We start from the raw sequence: 21180 nt of genomic DNA on the forward strand, positions 1-21180 counted from the left end.
TTAGTTGCCTTTCGGTATACGCATGTTTTTACCTGAGAGTATCTTAGCGATATAATCTTCATCCAGCTTATAATTGAAGAAATCTTGATAAAATTCACCAGTAACCTCTTCCATATTTACTTCTGAAAATTTGTCCGGATACAGCGTTTTCGCCGTCCAAAGAATCGCCAGCGGCGTCTCTAAGCCGCCAGGGTGGCCCCAGCGCGACACGCCATTCGGCAGCTGATACACTTTTTTATTTTTCACAGCCTGCAACGTTTCCCATTGTGGATTGCTTAAGATATAATCGGAAACCCCGTCTTCGTTGACAAGGATTGCTTCGGGATTCCACAGCAAGATTTGCTCCAAGTTGGCAAAATACTTGCCATCGGTCAGCTTTAAATTTTCACCGACAGAAACGTTGGTGACACCGGCAATTTTCATCCATTCTGCTGGCAAGGATCCAGCCGCATCGGTTCGGGTTGCTTCATTCACAGAATGGTAAACTCTGATTCTGTATTTTTCTGGAATATTTTTGACGCCCTCAGACACTTGGGCAATGATGTCATTGTAAAAATCAATATATCTTTCCGCTTCCCGAGACCTACCAATCGCCTTCCCAATCATCGCAATCGCTTGCTGTTGCTCCTCAATTGAATTGAAGTTAACGACCAGATAAGGAATGTTTAATTCATCGAGTTTTCTCACTTCACCTTCATCCTTGGCGGTAGACTCTTGAATGAAGATAAGGTCGGGCCCAATATTGGCCAGCTCTTCAATATTAATTTTATCGCCGCGGTTTGGAACAACCGCATCGCTAATCACGGGATTGATTTCATTTAATAAATTGTCACGCTGTAAACCGTTATTAACCGCGACGATTTTATCGCCCTCACCGAGCATCGTCACGACATGTCCCGTAAAAGCATAAAGGCAGGCGATGCGCTCGACCTTGTCCGGAATGACAACCTCGCGGCTCAAATAATCATAAACCGTGGTCGATTTACCAGCTTTGGTTGATCTGGCGTCTGCGGCCTCGCTATCTACGGAGCAAGCTGCTAGTACGATTGATAAAAATAATACCAATATCGCAATGCTAAATTTTGTTTGTCTCATCTTCGCGTGATCACCACTTTCTCGGTTGTAATACGTCCAGTTTCGGCGCCAAGGGACATCAATCTTTTCCGGAAATCAGGATTTCCTGCAAGGCTCGCCTTCTTCCTGTCGCCCCTGTGTAAGGTGCTTGCGCTTTTGATCACCTCGCCACCTCAATCGGAATCAGTCCTTTGACCACTTTATTGTGATCGGTCATGGCCGATATTGATTTTGCATGGATGTTAAAGGTGTGCAGCATATTCACTTCGGTTAAGACGTCCGTGGGACTTCCGACCGCTTCAAAGCCGTGGTGATTCATTAACGCAACCGTTGTGTGTATATCACTATTTTCAAAATAAAAAGCGTGATTTGGAAAATGAGTCGCCATGATAATCGAGATATTTTTCTGTTTTATTAACTTAACAATTGTTTCTAAAATAATTAATTCATGGCGGAAGTCCAAATGGGCTGTCGGTTCATCCATTAAGATGATCGAAGTTTCTTGGGCGAGTGCCCGAGCTAGCATCACGAGCTGGGTCTGACCTCCGCTCAGCTGCGTATAAGGTTTATTTATAAAAGAAGAAAGTCCTAACGTTTCTAACGCTGCTTCAGCGATTTCGTAATCCTCAGTCGCTGGCGCAGAGAAGGTGCCGGTGTAGGCGGCGCGCCCCATGAGGACGATATCGATTACTTTGTAAGGAAAGTTCTTCGTATGGTTTTGTGGCACATAACTGATTTGTTTCGCAAGCTCGGCTGGTTTATAGGCGCTGATCGGCTTGTTATTTAAGGTGATGCTACCGCCTGAGAGCTTGAGCGACCCCAAAATGCATTCCAACAATGTCGATTTACCGCAGCCGTTTGGGCCAAAGAGGCAAAATATCCCGCCCGTGCTGATTTCAAAGTTAATGTTGTGGAAGATTTCAGTTTTGCCATAGTTGAAACTTGCATTTTCAATTTTGAGGGCTGACATCATGCTGACCATCCTCCTGCTTTACTTTTTAATAAATAAACAAAGAATGGCGCCCCGATAATTGCTGTCAAAATCCCGAGTGGAATTTCCGAACCAGTCAAGGTCCTTGATAAATTATCGATGACCACGAGATAACAGGCCCCGATCGAAATCGTCGCCGGGATTAGCAGACGATTGTCATTGCCGACAAGCATTCTAGCGATGTGCGGGATAATCAGGCCAACCCAGCCGATAACTCCGCTCACACAAACCGCTCCGGCAGTCGCCAAGGTTGCCGAAGCAATCAAGATTTCTTTTAATAAACTTAAGTTGACGCCAAGGGCGCGCGCTTCCTTATCGCCCATTGATAAAATATTGATGCGCCAGCGAATCGCGAGAAGACCGATGATGCCGACGACCATCGGAATGCCGGCGATCAAAATATCATGATAGCTGGCCGAAGCGAGACTTCCCATTAACCAAAACGTGATTTTCGGCAATTGATCAAGCGGGTCAGCCAAGTATTTCACCAGTGAGATAAGCGATGAAAACACCGATGAAACAATCGTCCCGCCCAGGACAAGCATGATGGTCGATGTCGTATTGTAGTTGCGACCGATCAGGAAACTCAGCACTACCGCAGCGACCCCAAAGCCGAACGCAAACAGATAAATCATGAAGCCTTGATCGAATAATAAAATCGCCAGGGCTGCCCCAAAGCCAGCCCCCGGACTAACCCCGAGAATGCTCGAGCTGACGAGCGGATTTCGAAACACGCCTTGGAAAGCGGCGCCGCTTACGGCAAGGCTCGCACCCACCAATGCCCCCAACAGAGCACGAGGGAGGCGAATATTCAGAACGATCGACGAGGCCATTTCCTTCGTGTCCATCGTTGTCATTCCAATTTTATTGAGCAAAACGGTCAGAACGGTTGCAGCATCGAGTGGGTATCGCCCTAATAGTAGCGATACAAATATGCAAAGTATTGGCGCCGTTATTAAACTGAAGTAAAAGAGTGACTTTTTAATAGCTTCCACCTACTTATAGAGAAGGAGTTTCACCTATTTTGCAGTGCGTTTTTTTCTTTTGTAAAAATAAACCAGTGCTGCGGTCGCGCCAAGTGCGATGATAATGGTTGCTACGACCCAAGTGCTGCTGCTGTTACTTTCCTGCTTGTCTGATTTAGATTCGGTATTGATGGAATCGACTGCTTGATAGGGCTTTGGTTTTTTAATGTTTTCTTGATTTGCTTTGTTTGCGTCTTCTTTGGTAACGTCAGAAGCTTGTTCTTCGCTTGGGCTATTTGCAGCAGTCTGCGCATCTTGTGCTGGTGTGTTTTTACCGTTATTAGTCGTTGTGCTATTGGTTGAAGCTGCATTAGTAGAAGACGTTTCCGTTTTTGATTGTGTTGATGGTTGAGATGGTGTTGGTGGTACAGATGTTTCCGGCTTTGGTGCGGTAACGGAACTGCTTTGGTTCGGCTGCGGCTGACTGCCTTCGGTTGTAAAGGAAATTCTGATGTCACTGCCCATGGTTACCCCGCTTTTAGATCTTAGTGCTGAACTGACGACCAATGTATAGTTTGTGCCTGGGGCAAGGTTTGCCTTTGGGATAATGAGCGCGTCATTTCTTTTCTCACGGTCAATTTGATCGTCGGCAAAGATAATATCAATTGGCACATTGGCACCGTTTGCATATAGGAGTGAGAAGCAATTCTTATTATTGGCACTCACTGACATATTGACGATATTTTTACTAAACGTGAGCGTTATGCTTGGTTTTAACGAAACACCAGTGGCCCCATTGCTTAGCGATGATGAAACTAAAGACAATGGTTCGCTGCTGCCACCACCTGTACCGTCACCTTCAGCAAAGGCGATTTGTCCAATCACTAGGCATGACAATAGCAACATGAAAAGAAGGGCAGTCGCTTTTGAAAATATCTTGTTTGTTCTCTTCAATCTTCTTCATTCCTCTACATTGAATTTTTAAGGATAAATCATCTTGTTTTGAGAAAGTGATCGTTGTTCAACTTTTGGTTATGTGAGAATAATATTTTGGTGAAATTTATATTCAAAAGAAGTGCTATATAATATAGAAGAAAGACGGATATAGATCCCGGATTTTATTATATTTATATTATTAAATATAAGTAGGGTTAAATTTGCTGTCAATGACTTTTGTTATGTTATGTTTAGTTTTGTTTGGTTTTGTATAGTTGTGTAAAAGGAGCCCATTAAGGTGCCAGGTACGCCCCGAAGTTTGTCGAAAAACATAAGGTGCCAGGCACGCCCCGAGTTTTGTCGAATGGGTGGCACACGCGGAGTTGATCGAGAGAATAAAAAAAGCAAAGGACTGGTTCTGGTCCTTTGCTTTGTGAATGCTTATTGAGCTGGTGCTGTTGGTGTTTCTTCAGAGCCTGTGTCTCCTGGTGGTTCAGAAGGGGTTGGATCCTTTGGTGGTTCAGGCGTTGGCGTCGGATCTGGCTTTGGGTCCTCCGGAACTGTTGGGGTAGCAGGTGCTCCGTTATCTTGTGGTGGAGCTGGTGTTGCGTTGCTATTCCCAGGTACAGCAGGTGCAGGCGAAGATGAGCTTGTTCCTGATGGCTTAGTTTGCCATATGGTAGTTGAAGCATTCTTCCGAGCTGGCTTTTGAGGAGTCTCGTCGCTATTTTTCTTATTTTTGGAGGGGCTCACAGTATCGGACTGTTCTTCCGTAGTTTCCTGGTCCGCAACAACTGCAGCATTGTTATCTTGCTTTAGTTCCGATTGCTCAAGTACTGGGAGGAGCGTCAGTTTAGTGAACTTTTTGCCTTCGTTTGTATAGATGATAAAATCGTATGTTTGTCCATGGTACAGGTAAGCTTCATCTTTCAATTGATAAGATGGTTTACCTACATATTTAATTAAATTCTTTGGAGTGGTTGGTGTAATATCAAGAGTTACCGCCTCCACTACGTTCTTTCCATTATAAATTAATTCGATGTGCTCTGGGTTGGCAGTATTTGTCGCTTCAAGCTCACTCTTTGACCTACCGATGTATGCAGTCGCTCTGTTAAGCAACTCTGCTGAAATAAATTTTTCAGAAGCAGAGATGAATAGCTGTTCGTCAATGCTTGTTTTGTTAGATGAAGCTGCTGACGTTTTGCTGTTTGCTCCTTTATTAGCATCGTCTCCATAATAGAACTTTCCGAGAATGATGCTTTCAATTGGCGCATTTCTCATAAAGGCCTCGCTTTTTGTTTCACTTGCCACTGCTGTGCTTTTTGCAGAAGAAGTCTGGTTTGTTGTTGCCTTATCGTTAGAGTTATCATTGCTCAGGTATGTAATGATACCGCCCGCAGAAAGCACAATCACGATACCGGAAGTAATCAGTGCTTTCCTTCCTATATTTATCATATTGCTTTCTTTCCTTTCAAAATAAATTCAACCAACTCTATGTGCCATCTTGGAGTGGGAATTTTCGCTTCTAAATAATTCCATAAAACGATAATAACACAAAATAAACTGAAATTTAGGAAAAAGTAGATATTTCGTTTCCCTACATTTTCCCAGAAAACGTCTAAATATCTAGACGTCTTGATTCAAATCAATTTCATTTAGTGCATTTTTCTTTATGATAAGGGTATAAGTGCTATCAAATTGACGAGATGGTTAGTTCAAAATGGAGTTTTGTTCGTCTGCAAATAAAAATGTAAAAAATCAGGGAACGCAACAAATGTCTCACAGTCCCTCGTTCCCCTTTTGGAGGTGTAGTAGCGATGGAGTGTAATGGGGCACATAATCATTTTCGGTGTCATCATCATGGTGATGATTCTTCTTCTAAGTTGTGTGTATCTTTAGTCCCGATATTTGACCATTTGGAAGTGGAACAAATGAAAGAAGTGATGGCGACGGCCAAATCTATTTCCTATAAAAGAGGGGAAATGGTCTATCACGCTGGAAATCAATCAGCTTCACTTTATATTGTGAACAAGGGGAAAATTAAAATTTATAGATTGTCTGAGGCTGGAAAAGAACAGGTCGTGCGCATTTTGAATCCTGGCGATTTCACAGGGGAACTAGCTTTATTTAATGAAACTATTCATGAATCCTATGCGGAAGCAATCGAGGAGACAGAGGTTTGTCGGATTGAACGGACGGACCTACATGAATTTCTGTTAAAATATCCATCGATTTCCTTAAAAATTTTAGCGGAGTTTTCAAATCGCCTCGAGCTGTCAGAAAAACAGGCAACACGGTTTGCGACAGAGAAGGCGGAAACACGGATTGCCCTATTTTTAGCTGAGTGTATCGATTCAGACAGCCAATCAAAAGAGTTTGTGTTACCTATGAGTAGAAAGAATCTAGCATCCTATTTAGGCACCACACCGGAGACGTTGAGCCGGAAGTTATATGATCTTGAAGAAATGGGATACATCAATCAAAAGAAACGGAAAAGAATTGAGATATTAGATTTAGAAGGTTTATTATCTGTATAAAATAATCATGATATTTCGTATTGTTATAGGAAAAATCATAACCAAGGCCCCCCTTAAAGCATCTGTTGTGTAAAAATCAGCAGATGTTTTTTAATTTGCCTAAAAAAATGAAAAACTTGATCACGGTCAATTAATGATGAAAATCATTATCACTATAATAATAAAGAGGTTGGAGGCGAATCAATATTTTACGAAGAATGAACTTATCTCATTGCTAGAAGATTCTCGATTTAAATATTTACAGGCAATATTTAATGAAACTCATCAGAAAACCCTTATGGGAAAATCCGCAAATTGGAATCATCACAAAGGAGAAAACGGTATGGTTGAACAATTCACAGGACATTTAGCGATAAAATATACATCACGCTGGGATGAACTTACCGAGCAGGAAAAACGGGAATCGATCCAAGATGTAGAAAATTTATTTGAAAAATACAATGGGCGGGTGTGGCTTCGCGGTGCCTATGTAGCTCAAACTTTCCAAGCACAAACAGATATTTTACTGTGGATGTACGCAGACCGGTTTGAAGATATGCAAGATTTGCAGCTTGAACTGCGCCGCTCAAAATTTGGAAAAGCAGTGGACAACCCATGCTTTTACTGGGGTGACGAAGCCATTTGAGTTTTTAGAACATCCAACATCGTCCAAATCGGAATACCGCCTCGAGACTATAGTACACGCTTTCGGATTAGGAGCTGATGAATGGCTGCTGTCATTTGAAACAAATGATTTAGGCTTGTTAAAAAGAACTGATGATTTGGGCGTCATGCTCATAAATCTAGTTCTTTTTTTGTTTGATTTATAAAGGTTATGAAAAAAGTAATAAATGATTTCTCTGCTTTAAAAAAAGTAAAAACTTGATGGTGGTCAATTAATAATGATAATCATTATCACTATAATAAACCTATAGCTCAACCACAACCTAATAAATGTATTTTTACTCAAAACCTTAACGATAAAAGGAGTTGAACCTGTTGGCAGACTTCAAGATAAAGAGTATTCCATATTCGCAAATTGAAGAATCCAAACCAGAACATATCGAGGTTTGGGAAGACCTTGTTAAAATAAAAAGCTTAATTCTATCGCTGTTCATCTGCAGCACAACTACATTAATGGGATATTTTATTGCGCCAAATCAAGCGCCAAAGCCATTGTTTTATGGTTTGATCGGTGCCCTACTCGGTTTTATTTTTTGCAGCATCATCATCAAACCAAAACGATTGATTCGTGACATCACAAGGGAGGACTCATAAGCTTGGATACAATCATTATTTTACAAATGGTTGCGGCGGCGCTGATTGCTGCTGCAGCTTACACCGTGATTGGAATCGCACCTGGTACCGATGAAACGGCAACAATTGCACCAGTCACTTTAGCGCTTGTGCTTTCGGGATTGCACCCTGCGGTAATCTTGTCCTTCTTTATGGCAGCGATTGTCGCCAGCAAACTAACCGATTCCATTCCTGTTGCTTTAGCGGGGATACCGGGTGGCGTTATGGCGACACCGATGGTTGAGCACGCCATGGTTTTAAAAAAGCATGGTATGTCCGATTTGAGTATTCGTAAGATGGCGTCCGGCTCGGCAATTGGAACAATCGTTGCTGTACCAGTGAGCTTGCTATTGGCCAGTGCTTTAATTCCCGTCGCCGATGTGATTAAAGAATATGCTAATCCATTGTTTCTCATTGGAGCGGTTTTTCTAGCGCTTATGTCTAAAAATAGATGGCTGGCCCTGGCATCGATTATTCCATTGGCGCTCTTAATTCAAGGCTTGCGTCATTTGTATTGGGGCGTAGGGGCTGTCGCTACCGGGACGAATGTGTTTGTATCTTTTTTCTTAGGGATCACCATCGGTCCGGTCATTTTGACATTATTTGAACTTTTAAATAAGGAAAAAAGAGATCAGTTAGAACGGTTTGATAAGAAAACGATTTATTTAAATAAAACAACACACACAAATGGAATCCCGAATCCGTTCCAGATTTTAACCAAACAGGAATTGGGGTTGAGTGCGCTTGCTTCTCTCATCGGCTCTGTCACCTTTATTATGAGTCCGGTTGGGATGACGATTTTCTTAGGGGAGGTTTTTTCGAGCAAAGTCAAAGATCCGGTCAAGAAAGCAAGCTTGTCTATCGCTTGTATGGAGGCATTAGCGAATGCAACGTATATCGCAGGAACGCTAATCCCGTTAATTGCTTTAGGAATTCCACTGTCACCGATGGCGATTGGTCCAGCAAATGCCCTCTTTAATGCTCCACCTGTATTTACTCTGGAGCATAATATGCATCATATTCTCACGAACTCATGGTTTGTTTGGGCTACACTCATTGGAGCGGTGATTGCTTTAACAATGACATACTTTATTACGATAAAGTACTCCGGGCAAATATGTGCATTTGTATTTAGACGAATCCCCCATGAGGCAATCTTAGGCTTGTTCTTTAGTTTAGTGCTATTGCTATCTTATATGGATGCCGGCTGGATTAATGTTGGCGGTGTTTTACTAATTGGACTTGTTGCTGGCGTTCTTCATCGTTTAGGGGTGAATTACGGTGTTCAATTCATGGTTCTTTATTCAGCACCTTGGATTATCACAAAATTAGTCGGTTAATGTGGGACAAATAATTCCGTTTAAGTAGGAGATGTAAGGAAATGATCCAGTTACCTCAAACATGCTCAATTGGCAGCGCGCACGGGAAGTTGATTTTGTTAGGCGAGCATTCAGTTGTCTATGGTATGCCGGCGATTGCTATTCCGTTCACTTCACTTAAAGTGTGGGCAACGGTAGAAGCGATACCAGATCCATTAACGTTTAATTGTGATTTTTTTCAGGGACCGCTTGTGAATGTCCCGGTGAAATTACGTGGTCTCGCAGCTTGCATCACTGAGACATTAACCAGGCTTAACGAACCACAATCCGGGTTATTGATCACGATTCATTCCTCGATTCCAATTGGGCGAGGCCTGGGCTCAAGCGCTGCGATTGCGCTGGCGATTGTCAAAAGTTTATTTGCCTTTTTTAACAAAAAACTTCATCATCATACGCTTATGTCGCTTGTCCATATCGCAGAAACATATGCGCATGGTAATCCTAGTGGCATCGATATGTATACCGCTTCAAGTGCTAAGCCCCTTTGGTTTCAAAAAGGTAGGCCAATCGAGGCACTGCATATCGCTCGCCCCCTTTATTTAGTAGTTGCTGACACTGGAAGGTTTGGTGATACTCATTTAGCAGTTTCAAATGTTAGGAAGGCGTTTGAAAACCATCCGAAAAAAACAAAAGAATCCTTGGCGCAGCTGGAAATGCTTACGCATGAGGCGAGGCTTGCCTTGGCTCGGGGGGAGCGAAAGCGTTTAGGAAGATTATTAGATTTAGCTCAAGCTGAGCTAATCGCAATCGGTGTAAGTGATGCCGGGATTAATCATCTGATTGACGTTGCCCGAAATGCCGGAGCGCTTGGCGCCAAGCTTACCGGTGGAGGCCTCGGTGGTTGTGTGCTGGCGCTTGCTAAGAGCTTACCACATGCAAAGGCGATGGCTAACAGGTTGATGACTGCTGGGGCGTGTAATTCTTGGTATTTTAAACTAGAAGCAGGAAATGAAGGTGAGACGATTAATGAAGGCAACTGCACGAGCTTATACAAATATTGCGCTCATTAAATATTGGGGCAAGCGGGATGAATCGCTATTTTTACCAATGAATAGCAGTCTATCCATTACGCTTGATAAGTTCTATACAACTACGACTGTTGAATTTTGTTCATGTCTCTCAGTAGACGTGTTTGTATTAAATAATCAACTTGCTAGCGAACATGATTTAGCTAAAATTACACGGTTTCTTGATCGAATTAGACAGCTGTCAGGAAAAGGATATCGTGCGGTCGTGAATTCGACCAACAATGTGCCAACTGCAGCCGGTTTTGCATCCTCGGCATCTGGCTTTGCGGCGTTAACCGCAGCGGCTTCAAAGGCGCTAGGACTTAACTTAGAAGGAGAAAGCTTATCTAAATTAGCCCGCCAAGGCTCTGGTTCTGCTTGTCGCTCCATCCATGGTGGTTTTGTAGAATGGCAAAAGGGCGAAAAGCCAGATGGAACAGATTCATTTGCAAAGCCGATTATTAGTGAAAAAGATTGGGATTTGAGCATTCTATCCGTACAACTTACATCCAAACCTAAAGGCATCACAAGTAGAGACGGAATGAAGCGAACCGTTGAGACATCTTCCTTCTATTCGGGGTGGCTGACGACGGTTGAACAAGATTTTCAAACAGCCAAGGAAGCGATTAAGGATCGGGATTTCGAAAAGCTTGGTGAGGTCGCCGAGGCCAATGCGCTGAAAATGCATGCAACGACACTAGCTGCCACCCCGCCATTTTCATATTGGACTAGCGCAACATTTGAAGTCATTCAAGAAGTGTATACGTTGCGGTCTAAAGGGATTCAAGCCTACTTTACGATTGATGCTGGACCGAATGTAAAGATTCTTTGCCAGCCAAAGGATGAGCAGATTGTGTATGATGCTCTGATCAATGTACCGATTGTTCAGGAGGTACATATATGCCATCCGGGCCAAGGAGTCAAGTACTTATCTAATTTAAAACCATCAAAAACGTGTAGAGGTGAAAAGCAATGACCTATTCAAGCTATCGGGTAAAAGTTCCAGGTAAGCTATTAATCGCCGGTGATTACGCAGTCCTTGAACCTAAGCAACAGGCAATTGTCGCTGCTGTTGATCGTTATCTCTCCGCTTATATCGAACCAAGTAAACAGAATCAGGTTTCACTGCCGCAGTTGGGACTTCATTCTGTGGCATGGAAAATCAATAATCGGGTTGTTCAGTTTAACAGAGCTGATGCCCGCTTGAAATATATTCAAAATGCCATTGAGGTGGCACATCAGTTTTTGCAGGAACAAGACATTTCAGTTCAACCGTTTCATTTATCGATTAAAAGTGAACTGAATGACCCAGCTACCGGGCGAAAATATGGTTTAGGCTCCAGTGCTGCTGTGGTAGTAGCAGTCATTTCAGCCATGCTTGTTTTATATAGTCCTAGAAACTCACAACCGACGCTCGAACAAATTTTTAAATTATCAGCCATTGCACATTTGCGGACGCAAAAAAATGGCTCGGGCGTAGATATTGCTGCTTCAACATACGGTGGTTGGATTTGTTACACCGCGTATCAACCCAAATGGGTTCTGGCCCAATCCCAAGAGGTTGATCAATTAAGTGATTTAATTAATAAAACTTGGCCCGGTTTATCGATTAGCCCGATCCAGCCACCAGCCCAATTAAGATTGTGTGTTGGCTGGACTGCAGAAGAAGCGTCTACAGCCCCGTTAATTAACGAGTTTAAAAAATTTCAAGTTTGGAATAAAACGGCTTATGCTCGTTTTCTGGCGGAAAGCTCGCAGGCAGTGACCTCCTTGATTAATAGTTTTCATGAAGGAGATAGCCTTGGAGCGATTTCGAGTTTAACGCAAAATCGTAAAGCGTTGTTGATGCTTAGTGAGGAAGCCGGAATATCAATTGAAACAGCAAAACTCAAAGCTTTATGCCAGATGGCCGAGGAGACTGGCAGCGGAAAATCGTCCGGTGCTGGCGCTGGTGATTGCGGCATTGCTTTTGTGCTGGGTGAAGCAGACCAAGTTGAAGAGCTCCACCGCTTATGGAAAACTGCCGGAATCACACCCTTGAAAATAACAGTATCACCAGCTGGAGCAACAGTAACCGAATACAACTGTGAAGCCTCACTAAAAGAATACATGAGCTCCTAAATCGGTGCTAACCGGTGCCAACCGGTGCCAGGCACCACCCGAATTTTGTCGAAATATATGATTCCTAATCAGGAGAGGGGTTAATATGCCAACAACGTATGTAAATTCTCTAAAGAAAAATAGCACGAAAAATGGTTTTATCAAATCTGTTTGTATTGCCACATTACTAGTTGTGTTCACAGTTTTATTAGTAGGAGGCTTTTGGATATTTAAGAATCAAGCGCCCAGACCGCTCGTAGTCAATCAGGCTGGCGATGTCCTATTTACAAAAAGTTCGATTAAAGGAGGACAAGCCGTTTTTCAAAAATATGCGCTGATGGATTATGGTAGTGTCTTAGGCAACGGTTCATATATGGGCCCGGATTATACAGCGGAAGCTTTGAAAATATATACGCAAGGAATGCAAGATTACTATGCGCAACAAGAAGCAGGAAAGCTGTTTCATGACCTTACCGAGGCTAAGCAAACGGTTATTCGAGATAGAGTAACTAAGGAAATCCGTAAAAATCGCTATAACGAAGAAACGGATACGCTTGTATTAACAAATGCTCAAGTTCACGGATTAGAACAAGTGCGCAAGCACTATTATCATGTGTTCACAGAGGGTGATGGCTGGGGTATACAAGCTAATCTGATTCAGGAGAAGGATTTACCTGCGAAAAATCGTGCTTGGGTGGATAAGGGTGATCAAATCAATCAGGTAGCCGACTTCTTTTTCTGGACAGCCTGGTTATCCAGTACAAATCGCCCAAATGACACGATTTCCTTCACGAATAATTGGCCTTACTTTGAGGATGCTGGTAACGTTCTGACCTATTCCTCTATTTTTTGGAGTGGGGCTAGTATAACAATTTTAGCCCTATTTATGGCCATCATTTTATTTTTATTTTACCGGTACCACTTAGGAATGAAGGAAGCATATACACCTGGGAATTTCCCGAAAATCAATTTGCATTCGATTCCGGTCACTTTGTCACAGGTTAAAGCCGGTAAGTACTTTGTAATTGTCTCGATTCTCTTTTTTATTCAAGTAATGTTTGGCGCCCTCTTAGCTCATTACTATACAGAACCTGATAGTTTCTTTGGAATTAAGTGGATCGCAGACCTGTTACCATTCAGCATCTCAAAAGGAATGCACCTCCAGCTCGCCATTTTCTGGATCGCGACTGCTTGGCTTGGTTTAGGGATTTATGTAGCACCGCTTGTGGGTGGACGTGAACCTAAGCATCAAGGTTTGCTTGTTGATATTTTATTCTGGGCATTGGTGGTATTAGTATTTGGCAGTATGCTTGGCCAATGGTTAGGTGTTAAAGGATACCTCGGCAATGGCTGGTTCATGTTTGGTCACCAAGGCTGGGAGTATTTAGAGTTAGGTAGATTCTGGCAATATATTCTTGCCATCGGAATGATCATTTGGTTATTTATAGTGTTTAGAGGAATCAAAAGGGCGCTTAAGCGTGAGGATGATAAAGGCGGTCTTGTTCATCTTTTATTTTATGCATCCATTGCGGTTCCGCTCTTTTATGGTTTTGCCTTTTTCATTCAACCTGACACAAGCTATACGATGGCCGATTACTGGCGTTGGTGGATTGTCCACCTATGGGTTGAAGGAATCTTTGAAGTCTTTGCCGTTGTGATCATCGGTTTCTTGTTAGTTCATATGAATCTCGTGACGAAAAGCTCAACGACAAAAGCATTATATTTCCAGATTACGATTTTACTAGGTAGTGGGGTTATTGGTATTGGCCACCATTATTACTATAATGGCGCGGCGGAAATATGGATTGCATTAGGGTCCGTTTTTTCAGCACTTGAGATTATCCCACTTACATTATTAATTTTAGAAGCTTATGAACAATATAAAATGCTACGTGATGGTGGGGTGGACTTCCCATACAAATCAACATTCTGGTTCCTGATTTCAACCGCATTATGGAATTTAATTGGGGCGGGTGTATTAGGATTCCTCATTAATCTACCAGCCGTCAATTACTTTGAGCATGGGCAGCAGTTAACACCAGCACACGGGCATGCTTCGATGATGGGCGTTTATGGAATGTTTGCGATTGCTTTACTATTGTTCGCCTTAAGAAATATTGTTAATCCAAAGGTTTGGAATGATAGATTATTAAAATTTGTCTGCTGGATGTTAAATATTGGACTAGCGGGGATGGTCTTTATTACGTTGTTACCAATCGGCTTAGTGCAGTTGAAGCTTGCGTATGATCAGGGATATTGGGCATCGCGTGATCCAAATATTTTCTTTAGCGAAAAATTGGTCCAGAATTTACTCTTGTTCCGAGCAGTACCTGACACCATTTTCTTAATAGGTGTTGTTGGTTTAGTTTTCTTTTGCATAAAATCTTTCTTGCATATTCGTAAACCCACTCATGGTGAAAATGAACCATTGCCAGTAAAAGATTTAACGATAAGTGAAGATTAAATCGTATTAAAGGAGCGGGAAAATGAATGGATATCATCATTATTTATACGAGTATGACCGGGACCACGGAACAAATGGCCAATATCATTGCCGAGGAGTTAATGAAGGTAGACAAGCGCGTGGTTTTAAAAGATTCAATCGAGGTCCAAGCGGAGGAATTGATTTCTTACGACATGATCCTCATCGGCAGCTATACGTGGGGAGATGGAGAGCTACCTGACGAATTGGTCGATTTTTATGACGAATTGCGCCACACGGATTTAACTGGAAAGATATTTGCGATATTCGGCGCTGGCGATTCTTCCTATACTCACTTTGCTAAGGCAGTTGATATTCTGGAGGAAACGGTAAAGGGACAAGGCGGCCGAATCCTCGTTGACGGATTAAAAACGGATCGGGAATCAGAAGACAATCTTAACGAAAGTTGTCGCCTGTATTGTAAAAAATTAACACAAGCGTTGGAGCTTGTGTGGGCACACTAACCCAATCAAACCCTGCTGCTGCAAAGCTAATTGAGGAGTACATTGAGTGTGGTTTTTATCAGGAGCTGAAAAGCTTAACTCAGGAAAAGGATTGCTTAAATAAATTGATTTGTGATTACCTCATTTCGTACGAGTGGAAAAGACATGAAATTGGCAATCATCTTGTCGCAAAATTTATCCCAAAACAAATTTATGACTACGATTATCCTGGGCTAAATGAATTTTTGTATGACCGGGGGTTACTGCAGAAGTTGACTAAACTTACAAGCACGAATCTTAACAAAGACCGTGCGCTGTTGGAAATGTTTGCACCATACAGTGAGCCCCCAGCCTTTTTCATAAAGCCGACGTTAAACAATGTTGGAAAAGAGCTGGTGAAAATAAATCCACTTGAGGATTTTGCGTTAACTTTAACTTTAGAAGAGGCGTCAAAACGTAAACGTGAGAATTTGCTCCGCTTGAAAGCGGCAAAACATCAGTATGAAATGTTAAAAAAGGCGTTGGGGACCTGTCAGCAACTGTTAGCTGCCGGGAAAATCAACCATAAATATGGTTCAGTCTCGAGAGTGCAAAAACCGTGTGTTTATCAAACTGACAATGTTACAGATAAGTTGCTGGTTCAGAAGCTAATCCAGTATGGCAAACCGGACATGAATAGTGTGATGGAATATGCCGCGAAACAATATTTTTCAAGAAGTGAAATTGAGCCATTTAGAAAATTAACGGATATAAAGTTATCTTTGGTCATCCTTGATTTAGATGATGAGGCAAAAATGATGAATTTTTAAAGTTGGTGGTATGATGAGGTCTTTTTCTGAAATACTTGGACATAAAGGCATTAGCCTGCAAAGGGAGATCGTAGCGGTCGTACAGTGTCAGAGCTGTGGGCGGGAACTTAAAACTTATCGAATGCAGCTAATTGGAGGTTCAAAAAAAGGTGAATGGACAACGTTGACGGAGGAATGCAGTTGTTATTTTTCTAAAGAGGTATTAAGCGATGCACAGCGAAAAAAATTAACCTATTTTAGAGAACGCTCAACTATCAATCAATCGTTAATTCTAGCGACTTTAGAAAATTATTGTCCCAGCAATCATTCGCAAATTCATGCAGCAAAAATGGCGATTGAATTTATTGAAACTTTGGCACAAAATAAACCAGCTCGACTGTTGTATTATGGAAGCACTGGCTTAGGAAAATCCCACTTGGCTGTCGCAATTAGTAAAATTGTCGAAGCGAAGTTAAACAAAACGTGCCTATTCATTGATGTTCCGAGATTAAAGCAACTGATTAAAGCGTCTTGGCTAAAGGATAGTGACTTTACAGAGTTGGAAATGATGAGGTCAATGGCTGAAGTGGATATATTAATCCTTGATGACGTTGGAGCAGAAGGTATCACTCCCTGGACGAAGGAATTAATGTTCAGCATTTTAAATTCCAGACTCTCGAAACCTTTACTAGTGACGACAAATATGGACCTTGAGGAGCTCTACCAGGAATACGGCCCAAAAATTACAGACCGCATAATCGACGGCATGGCCAAACAACAAATAATAAACATAAAAGGACAACACAGCTACCGCCTGCTCAAGGTGACAGGCACCACCCGAAGTTTGTCGAATTTTCGAGGCGATAGTTAGTAATTAGTATGGAACACTCTTTCTTTAATGAAAGGGTGTTTTTTTCATCTGTGTCCAGTGATATACCGATATAAAGAACAAATCGCGAAAACAGCCTATATAAAGAACGTCTAAAATATTACAATATTCCGACTTTTTATTTCGGATTAAAAATTAATTATTTAAAGCAAATCATTTCCTGTGACATTTATCACATCAAAAGCCCGCCTAATCAACTGTTAGTCGGGAAATAATGTGAAAATTGCTTATGTGCTAAGATTTTATGATAATCGACAAAATATTCCGATTTGTGTAAAATGGGTAATGGTTTCCATATGAAATTAATGGGAATTATTGGAGCAACCGAAATAATGCCTAAATAATAATCTGATCAATTAAATAGACAGAGGCCAGTATGCTGAGCGACTTTGGAAAAACCTAAATGCAGTCAAAAGTGGAACTTGGAGACGAAAAATCGCGCATTGCTACGGTGGATTCAAATTTGAATGTTCTGAATAGAACTAGAAAGGCGATGTTTGAGTGAAAAGTATTTATAGGTTTACAAGTTTATTAATTTTATCCGTAACATTAGCGATAGTGGCCAGTGCCTGCTCGCAACAAGCGAAAAAATCAAGCGGACAAGCAAGTGGAAAGCTTAATGATGATTACCAAGATATAATCCTCCAGTATCTTGAAGCAAAGTATCATGACAAATTTGTGGTTTCTACTATGAGTAAAGAAGATGGATTTGATGGTAATGAAATAATCGTTGCGGAGTGCTATGATAAAAAATTCCCGAAAATAAAATTCTTAGTTAATTATGATAATGAGTTCAACGATATTCATAACAAGAAGGAGATTGATGCCCTACTAAACCGTGCGGCATCTGATAGTAAAAAATCCCTAGATCAGTGGGAGGAAAATGTAGAACCATATTTTGAGGATACATATGCAAATGTACTATTTCAAAATCAGCTCAATGAAACGCTTAGAGCAAAAATCAGCCTTGAAACGGATTACCTAATTCAAACGAAATTTGAAAATACTACTTATCATTATCAAAGCTTAAGAGAAAGTAGGGGGGATTTAGACAGCTATTTTAATTCGGAAGATAATAGTGTTTATGCCTATCATTATTTGTTTGTAAAAGATAACGGCGCTCCTCTTGAAGATCAATTATTACTGTTAAACAAGATAGCCAAAGCGGTATCAGATTCAAGAATAGGTACGCAACAAATATATGTGTTTTTCCTAAATGAATTCACCCCTAAAGAAATCAAGGATACCTATTATGCAAACTATGAGGACCCTTCAGATTATTACTCTCGACTAGGAACCGTGACCTCAAACGCACTCATAACGATTGAAAAAGGAACAGTGACAGACATAAATATCTAGTTGGTGCCTTTATGGGTGCCAGGCACCACCAGAAAACTACGCTGATTTTCTAAGATTTGCAGCTAGCGAGTATAAGAGTGCGCAGTCTAAAGCGGTCAATCGAGCGGATTGGCTGTGAGGCTGGCACGAAAAAAAGAACATGGGCTTGCTTGCCCATGGAGTGTAACTTAAAAGAATACTATTTTAATAGCGGGAGATAGTTATGGGACGAACAACGGTGGAACAGAGTACAAACAGTTATATTGTCACGAATCGATTAGTCCATCCGGAGGTACTGAATGAGCGCGAGCTGAAGTCGCTTGCCGGGAAACTGCTAGAGACTCTTATTCCAGTGAACACTGAAACGACGAAAAAGGGGATTATTTTAAAAAGCGCAATCGTCGACATGATTCCATTGGGGGCTTATTTTAGCGGGATTGTCACGAAGAAAATGTTCTTAGACGTTGTCATGCAGCTCATTGATATCGTTCAAGATTGCAAAAAGAGCTTCATGAATGAGAACAATCTGATGCTGGATTTTGATTATATCTTCCTTCATCCGCGTACAAAGAAACTCAAATGCATTTTCTGGCCGATTGTGAACAATCAAAATCAGCATATAACGTCTGAGTTTTTTAAGGAACTGCCGTTTCGGGTTGTTTTTACAAAGCATGAAGACCATGGTTATGTTTCGAACTATTTGCAGTTTTTCAATAACCATACACCTTTTTCAATCAACGGCTTTGAAAAATTAATCTTTGAAATGACAGGCAAAACGGTTGAGGATAAATCCTATTTACCAACTGATTCGGTGCGGTTGGAAACTAGCAAGAATCCATCCAATAAGCTGGCAGGAGAAAAAGGGAACTCAGGCAATATGGCCTATAATCCGTTTGGCCAGCAAAATCGTGCAACAGGATCAAATCAAGCGCAATTGAGGGCTTGTGCAAACTGCGGCTGTGCAAATAAGGAAGATGCAAACTTCTGTGTGAGTTGTGGTGCTTCTTTAAAAGCAGAACCTGTGGGAACAAAAGTTGTCCCCGACTTCCAAACTCAAGAAGGGACAGAAACACAAACCTTTAGTGAAACAACCGTTTTGGGTGCAGATAACTTTGATAATGGGACGACGGTGCTTGGCGCAGACTCATTAGAAGAACCAAGCTATCCTTATTTAATCAGAGAAAAAAATCAAGAAAAAATCAGTGTGGATAAGCCTTCTTTTCGGATTGGCAAGGAGCGGAGGTATTGTGATTATTTCATTGGGGATAACAACGCAGTGAGTCGCAGCCATGCCGATATTCTCACCAAAGCTGGACGTTACTATATTGTTGATAACAACTCGACGAATAAGACGTATGTCGAAGGCCGCACCGTTCCAGTGCAAAAGGAAGTGGAGATTTTTTCAGGAACAAAGCTCAGACTCGCAAATGAGGACTTTGTTTTTTATATCTAGGTAGTGGCTATTGCGTTGAGGGCAATCTAATGTGCTCTACGAGCCAAAACGCGAGTTAAAAAGAGTGAGAGTGTGTCATAGAGGGGTTCTATGAAACAAAACTCAAGTTTTGGAGTTGCAAAGTGTGTCATAGAGGGGTTCTATGAAACAAAACGGGGGCTGAGCAGAGTGAAAGTGTGTCATAGAGGAGTTCTATGAAACAAAACTCAAGTTTTGGAGCTGCACAATGTGTCATAAAAGGGTTCTATGAAACAAAACGGGGGCTGAGAAGAGAGAAAGTGTTTGATAAAGCTCTCATAAGTTCAAAACATGCCCGGCAGTCATGCAAAATGAACTCATAAAGTTCCCATAAGTTCAAAACATGCTCGGCAGTCATGCAAAATGAACTCATAAAGCTCTCATAAGTTCAAAACATGCTGGGCAACCGCGCGAAATGAACTCATAAAGCTCTCATAAGTTCAAAACATGCTGGGCAGTCATGCAAAATGAACTCATAAAGCTCTCATAAGTTCAAAACTTGCTCGGCAGTCATGCAAAATGAACTCATAAAGCTCTCATAAGTTCAAAACATGCTAGTCTGACAAGCGAAATGAACTCATGAAGCTCTCATAAGTTCAAAACATGCTGGGCAACCGCGCAAAATGAACTCATGAAGCTCTCATAAGTTCAAAACATGCTCGGCAGCCACGCAAAATACACGTCGTAGCCAAACACAGCATTATTTTTAGCAAAGAAGGTTCAAAAAATGGAAGTATTAACAGCAACATGTACTGATGTTGGGATTAAGAAAGCAACAAACCAGGATAGCTTGTGTTTGAAGGTTGCCGAGACATCCATCGGAAAAATTGTCCTCGCCATCATCTGTGACGGGATGGGGGGCCTCGCAAAAGGTGAGGTGGCCAGTGCCAGTGTCGTCAATGCCTTCGAGGACTGGTTTGAACAGGAGCTGCCAGCACAGCTTGCCCACAAAGACTACGCCGAAATCCGTTATCGCTGGGACCGCATCATTAAGGAGCAGAATCAGCGCATCGCCGAGTATGGGCGGAGCATCAGAATTCAATTGGGAACAACCTTAACGGCTCTGCTTTTAATAGATACAAAATTTATGTTAATTGGGCATGTCGGGGATTCCAGAGTATATCGGATCAACCGCGAGCTTGAGGTTATGACCGAAGACCAGACAGTAGTGGGACGTGAACTCAAACGTGGTAATCTGACTCCGGCACAAGCCAAAGTGGATCCGCGCCGAAATGTCCTGTTGCAGTGTATTGGTGCATCTAAACTGGTGGAGCCACAATTCATTACGGGGATACCGATGCGAGGTGATGTCTACATGCTTTGTTCGGATGGTTTTCGCCATATGATTTCCGAAGCGGAGATATATCAGGCATTCTCGCCACAAGCCTTAATGGATGAAGCTATTATGAAAAATAAAGCAGTTGAACTGGTTGAACTCAATAAGGCGAGGCAGGAATTGGATAATATTTCAGTCATGCTAATTAAAATTCTGTAAGGACGGGGAT

19 protein-coding genes are annotated in these 21180 nt (G+C 41.8%); 14 read left to right on the forward strand and 5 right to left on the reverse strand.

Annotated elements, in window-relative coordinates; all coding sequences use genetic code 11:
• The 5 genes from HHO41_RS00110 to HHO41_RS00130 form a co-directional block, all read right to left on the reverse strand.
• Window positions 1-1095: an ABC transporter substrate-binding protein gene (locus tag HHO41_RS00110; RefSeq protein WP_169094796.1), complete on the reverse strand. Its 1095-nt coding sequence runs from the start codon at window positions 1093-1095 to the stop codon at window positions 1-3.
• Between the two features lie 139 nt (window positions 1096-1234).
• The gene (locus HHO41_RS00115; protein ID WP_211170985.1) at window positions 1235-2047 is read right to left on the reverse strand and encodes an ABC transporter ATP-binding protein; all 813 of its coding nucleotides are present in this window, start codon (window positions 2045-2047) and stop codon (window positions 1235-1237) included.
• A complete protein-coding gene (locus HHO41_RS00120; protein ID WP_169094797.1) occupies window positions 2044-3060 on the reverse strand; it encodes an iron chelate uptake ABC transporter family permease subunit in 1017 nt (338 codons plus the stop codon). Before HHO41_RS00120 ends, HHO41_RS00115 begins: the two co-directional genes overlap by 4 nt.
• A 24-nt stretch (window positions 3061-3084) precedes the next feature.
• Window positions 3085-3984 (reverse strand): Ig-like domain-containing domain, encoded by a 900-nt coding sequence (locus HHO41_RS00125; RefSeq protein WP_169094798.1) that lies wholly within the window; start codon window positions 3982-3984, stop codon window positions 3085-3087.
• 423 nt (window positions 3985-4407) lie between these two features.
• Window positions 4408-5421 (reverse strand): hypothetical protein, encoded by a 1014-nt coding sequence (locus HHO41_RS00130; protein WP_169094799.1) that lies wholly within the window; start codon window positions 5419-5421, stop codon window positions 4408-4410.
• A 362-nt stretch (window positions 5422-5783) separates the two neighbouring features.
• On the opposite strand from HHO41_RS00130, the gene HHO41_RS00135 reads away from it, so the two are divergent.
• The 14 genes from HHO41_RS00135 to HHO41_RS00200 all read left to right on the forward strand — a co-directional run bounded on the left by HHO41_RS00135 (window position 5784) and on the right by HHO41_RS00200 (window position 21170).
• On the forward strand, window positions 5784-6503 hold the full coding sequence (locus tag HHO41_RS00135) for a Crp/Fnr family transcriptional regulator (RefSeq protein WP_169094800.1): 720 nt from the start codon (window positions 5784-5786) through the stop codon (window positions 6501-6503).
• A 322-nt stretch (window positions 6504-6825) separates the two neighbouring features.
• The gene (locus HHO41_RS22215; RefSeq protein WP_211170986.1) at window positions 6826-7128 is read left to right on the forward strand and encodes a chlorite dismutase family protein; all 303 of its coding nucleotides are present in this window, start codon (window positions 6826-6828) and stop codon (window positions 7126-7128) included.
• Window positions 7129-7481: 353 nt separating this feature from the next.
• Window positions 7482-7760: a hypothetical protein gene (locus tag HHO41_RS00145; protein ID WP_211170987.1), complete on the forward strand. Its 279-nt coding sequence runs from the start codon at window positions 7482-7484 to the stop codon at window positions 7758-7760.
• Between the two features lie 2 nt (window positions 7761-7762).
• Window positions 7763-9118, forward strand: coding sequence for a tripartite tricarboxylate transporter permease (locus HHO41_RS00150; protein ID WP_169094801.1), 1356 nt, complete (start codon window positions 7763-7765; stop codon window positions 9116-9118).
• A 41-nt stretch (window positions 9119-9159) separates the two neighbouring features.
• Window positions 9160-10167 carry a mevalonate kinase gene (mvk, locus tag HHO41_RS00155; RefSeq protein WP_169094802.1) on the forward strand — a complete coding sequence of 336 codons (1008 nt, stop codon included), beginning with the start codon at window positions 9160-9162 and terminating at the stop codon, window positions 10165-10167.
• Complete coding sequence (mvaD, locus tag HHO41_RS00160) at window positions 10124-11140, forward strand: diphosphomevalonate decarboxylase (RefSeq protein WP_169094803.1); 1017 nt, start codon at window positions 10124-10126, stop codon at window positions 11138-11140. Before mvk ends, mvaD begins: the two co-directional genes overlap by 44 nt.
• Window positions 11137-12285, forward strand: a complete 1149-nt coding sequence (locus tag HHO41_RS00165) for a phosphomevalonate kinase (RefSeq protein WP_169094804.1) — start codon at window positions 11137-11139, stop codon at window positions 12283-12285. Before mvaD ends, HHO41_RS00165 begins: the two co-directional genes overlap by 4 nt.
• Before the next feature lie 85 nt (window positions 12286-12370).
• Window positions 12371-14728: a nitric-oxide reductase large subunit gene (locus HHO41_RS00170; RefSeq protein WP_169094805.1), complete on the forward strand. Its 2358-nt coding sequence runs from the start codon at window positions 12371-12373 to the stop codon at window positions 14726-14728.
• A gap of 26 nt (window positions 14729-14754) precedes the next feature.
• Entirely contained in the window at window positions 14755-15210 is a 456-nt protein-coding gene (locus HHO41_RS00175) for a flavodoxin (RefSeq protein ID WP_169094806.1), read from the forward strand.
• Complete coding sequence (locus tag HHO41_RS00180; protein WP_169094807.1) at window positions 15198-15998, forward strand: hypothetical protein; 801 nt, start codon at window positions 15198-15200, stop codon at window positions 15996-15998. The genes HHO41_RS00175 and HHO41_RS00180 overlap by 13 nt, the downstream gene beginning before the upstream one ends.
• A gap of 10 nt (window positions 15999-16008) precedes the next feature.
• On the forward strand, window positions 16009-16848 hold the full coding sequence (locus tag HHO41_RS00185) for an ATP-binding protein (RefSeq protein ID WP_248278307.1): 840 nt from the start codon (window positions 16009-16011) through the stop codon (window positions 16846-16848).
• 519 nt (window positions 16849-17367) lie between these two features.
• On the forward strand, window positions 17368-18225 hold the full coding sequence (locus HHO41_RS00190; RefSeq protein WP_169094808.1) for a hypothetical protein: 858 nt from the start codon (window positions 17368-17370) through the stop codon (window positions 18223-18225).
• Window positions 18226-18427: 202 nt separating this feature from the next.
• Window positions 18428-19657, forward strand: a complete 1230-nt coding sequence (locus tag HHO41_RS00195; RefSeq protein ID WP_169094809.1) for an FHA domain-containing protein — start codon at window positions 18428-18430, stop codon at window positions 19655-19657.
• A 745-nt stretch (window positions 19658-20402) separates the two neighbouring features.
• Entirely contained in the window at window positions 20403-21170 is a 768-nt protein-coding gene (locus HHO41_RS00200; RefSeq protein ID WP_169094810.1) for a PP2C family protein-serine/threonine phosphatase, read from the forward strand.
• The last annotated feature ends 10 nt before the right edge of the window (window positions 21171-21180 follow it).

The organism is Bacillus sp. DNRA2 (assembly GCF_012843265.1).
Taxonomy (GTDB): Bacteria; Bacillota; Bacilli; order Bacillales; family Cytobacillaceae; genus Bacillus_BU.

Bases quoted from the DNA above. Each gene is read 5' to 3' on its own strand.
- HHO41_RS00110 (WP_169094796.1), bottom strand. From the start codon at position 1,095: ATGAGACAAACAAAATTTAGCATTGCGATATTGGTATTATTTTTATCA.
- HHO41_RS00115 (WP_211170985.1), bottom strand. From the start codon at position 2,047: ATGATGTCAGCCCTCAAAATTGAAAATGCAAGTTTCAACTATGGCAAA.
- HHO41_RS00130 (WP_169094799.1), bottom strand. From the start codon at position 5,421: ATGATAAATATAGGAAGGAAAGCACTGATTACTTCCGGTATCGTGATT.
- HHO41_RS00135 (WP_169094800.1), top strand. From the start codon at position 5,784: ATGGAGTGTAATGGGGCACATAATCATTTTCGGTGTCATCATCATGGT.
- HHO41_RS22215 (WP_211170986.1), top strand. From the start codon at position 6,826: ATGGTTGAACAATTCACAGGACATTTAGCGATAAAATATACATCACGC.
- mvk (WP_169094802.1), top strand. From the start codon at position 9,160: ATGATCCAGTTACCTCAAACATGCTCAATTGGCAGCGCGCACGGGAAG.
- mvaD (WP_169094803.1), top strand. From the start codon at position 10,124: ATGAAGGCAACTGCACGAGCTTATACAAATATTGCGCTCATTAAATAT.
- HHO41_RS00165 (WP_169094804.1), top strand. From the start codon at position 11,137: ATGACCTATTCAAGCTATCGGGTAAAAGTTCCAGGTAAGCTATTAATC.
- HHO41_RS00170 (WP_169094805.1), top strand. From the start codon at position 12,371: ATGCCAACAACGTATGTAAATTCTCTAAAGAAAAATAGCACGAAAAAT.
- HHO41_RS00175 (WP_169094806.1), top strand. From the start codon at position 14,755: ATGGATATCATCATTATTTATACGAGTATGACCGGGACCACGGAACAA.
- HHO41_RS00185 (WP_248278307.1), top strand. From the start codon at position 16,009: ATGATGAGGTCTTTTTCTGAAATACTTGGACATAAAGGCATTAGCCTG.
- HHO41_RS00195 (WP_169094809.1), top strand. From the start codon at position 18,428: ATGGGACGAACAACGGTGGAACAGAGTACAAACAGTTATATTGTCACG.
- HHO41_RS00200 (WP_169094810.1), top strand. From the start codon at position 20,403: ATGGAAGTATTAACAGCAACATGTACTGATGTTGGGATTAAGAAAGCA.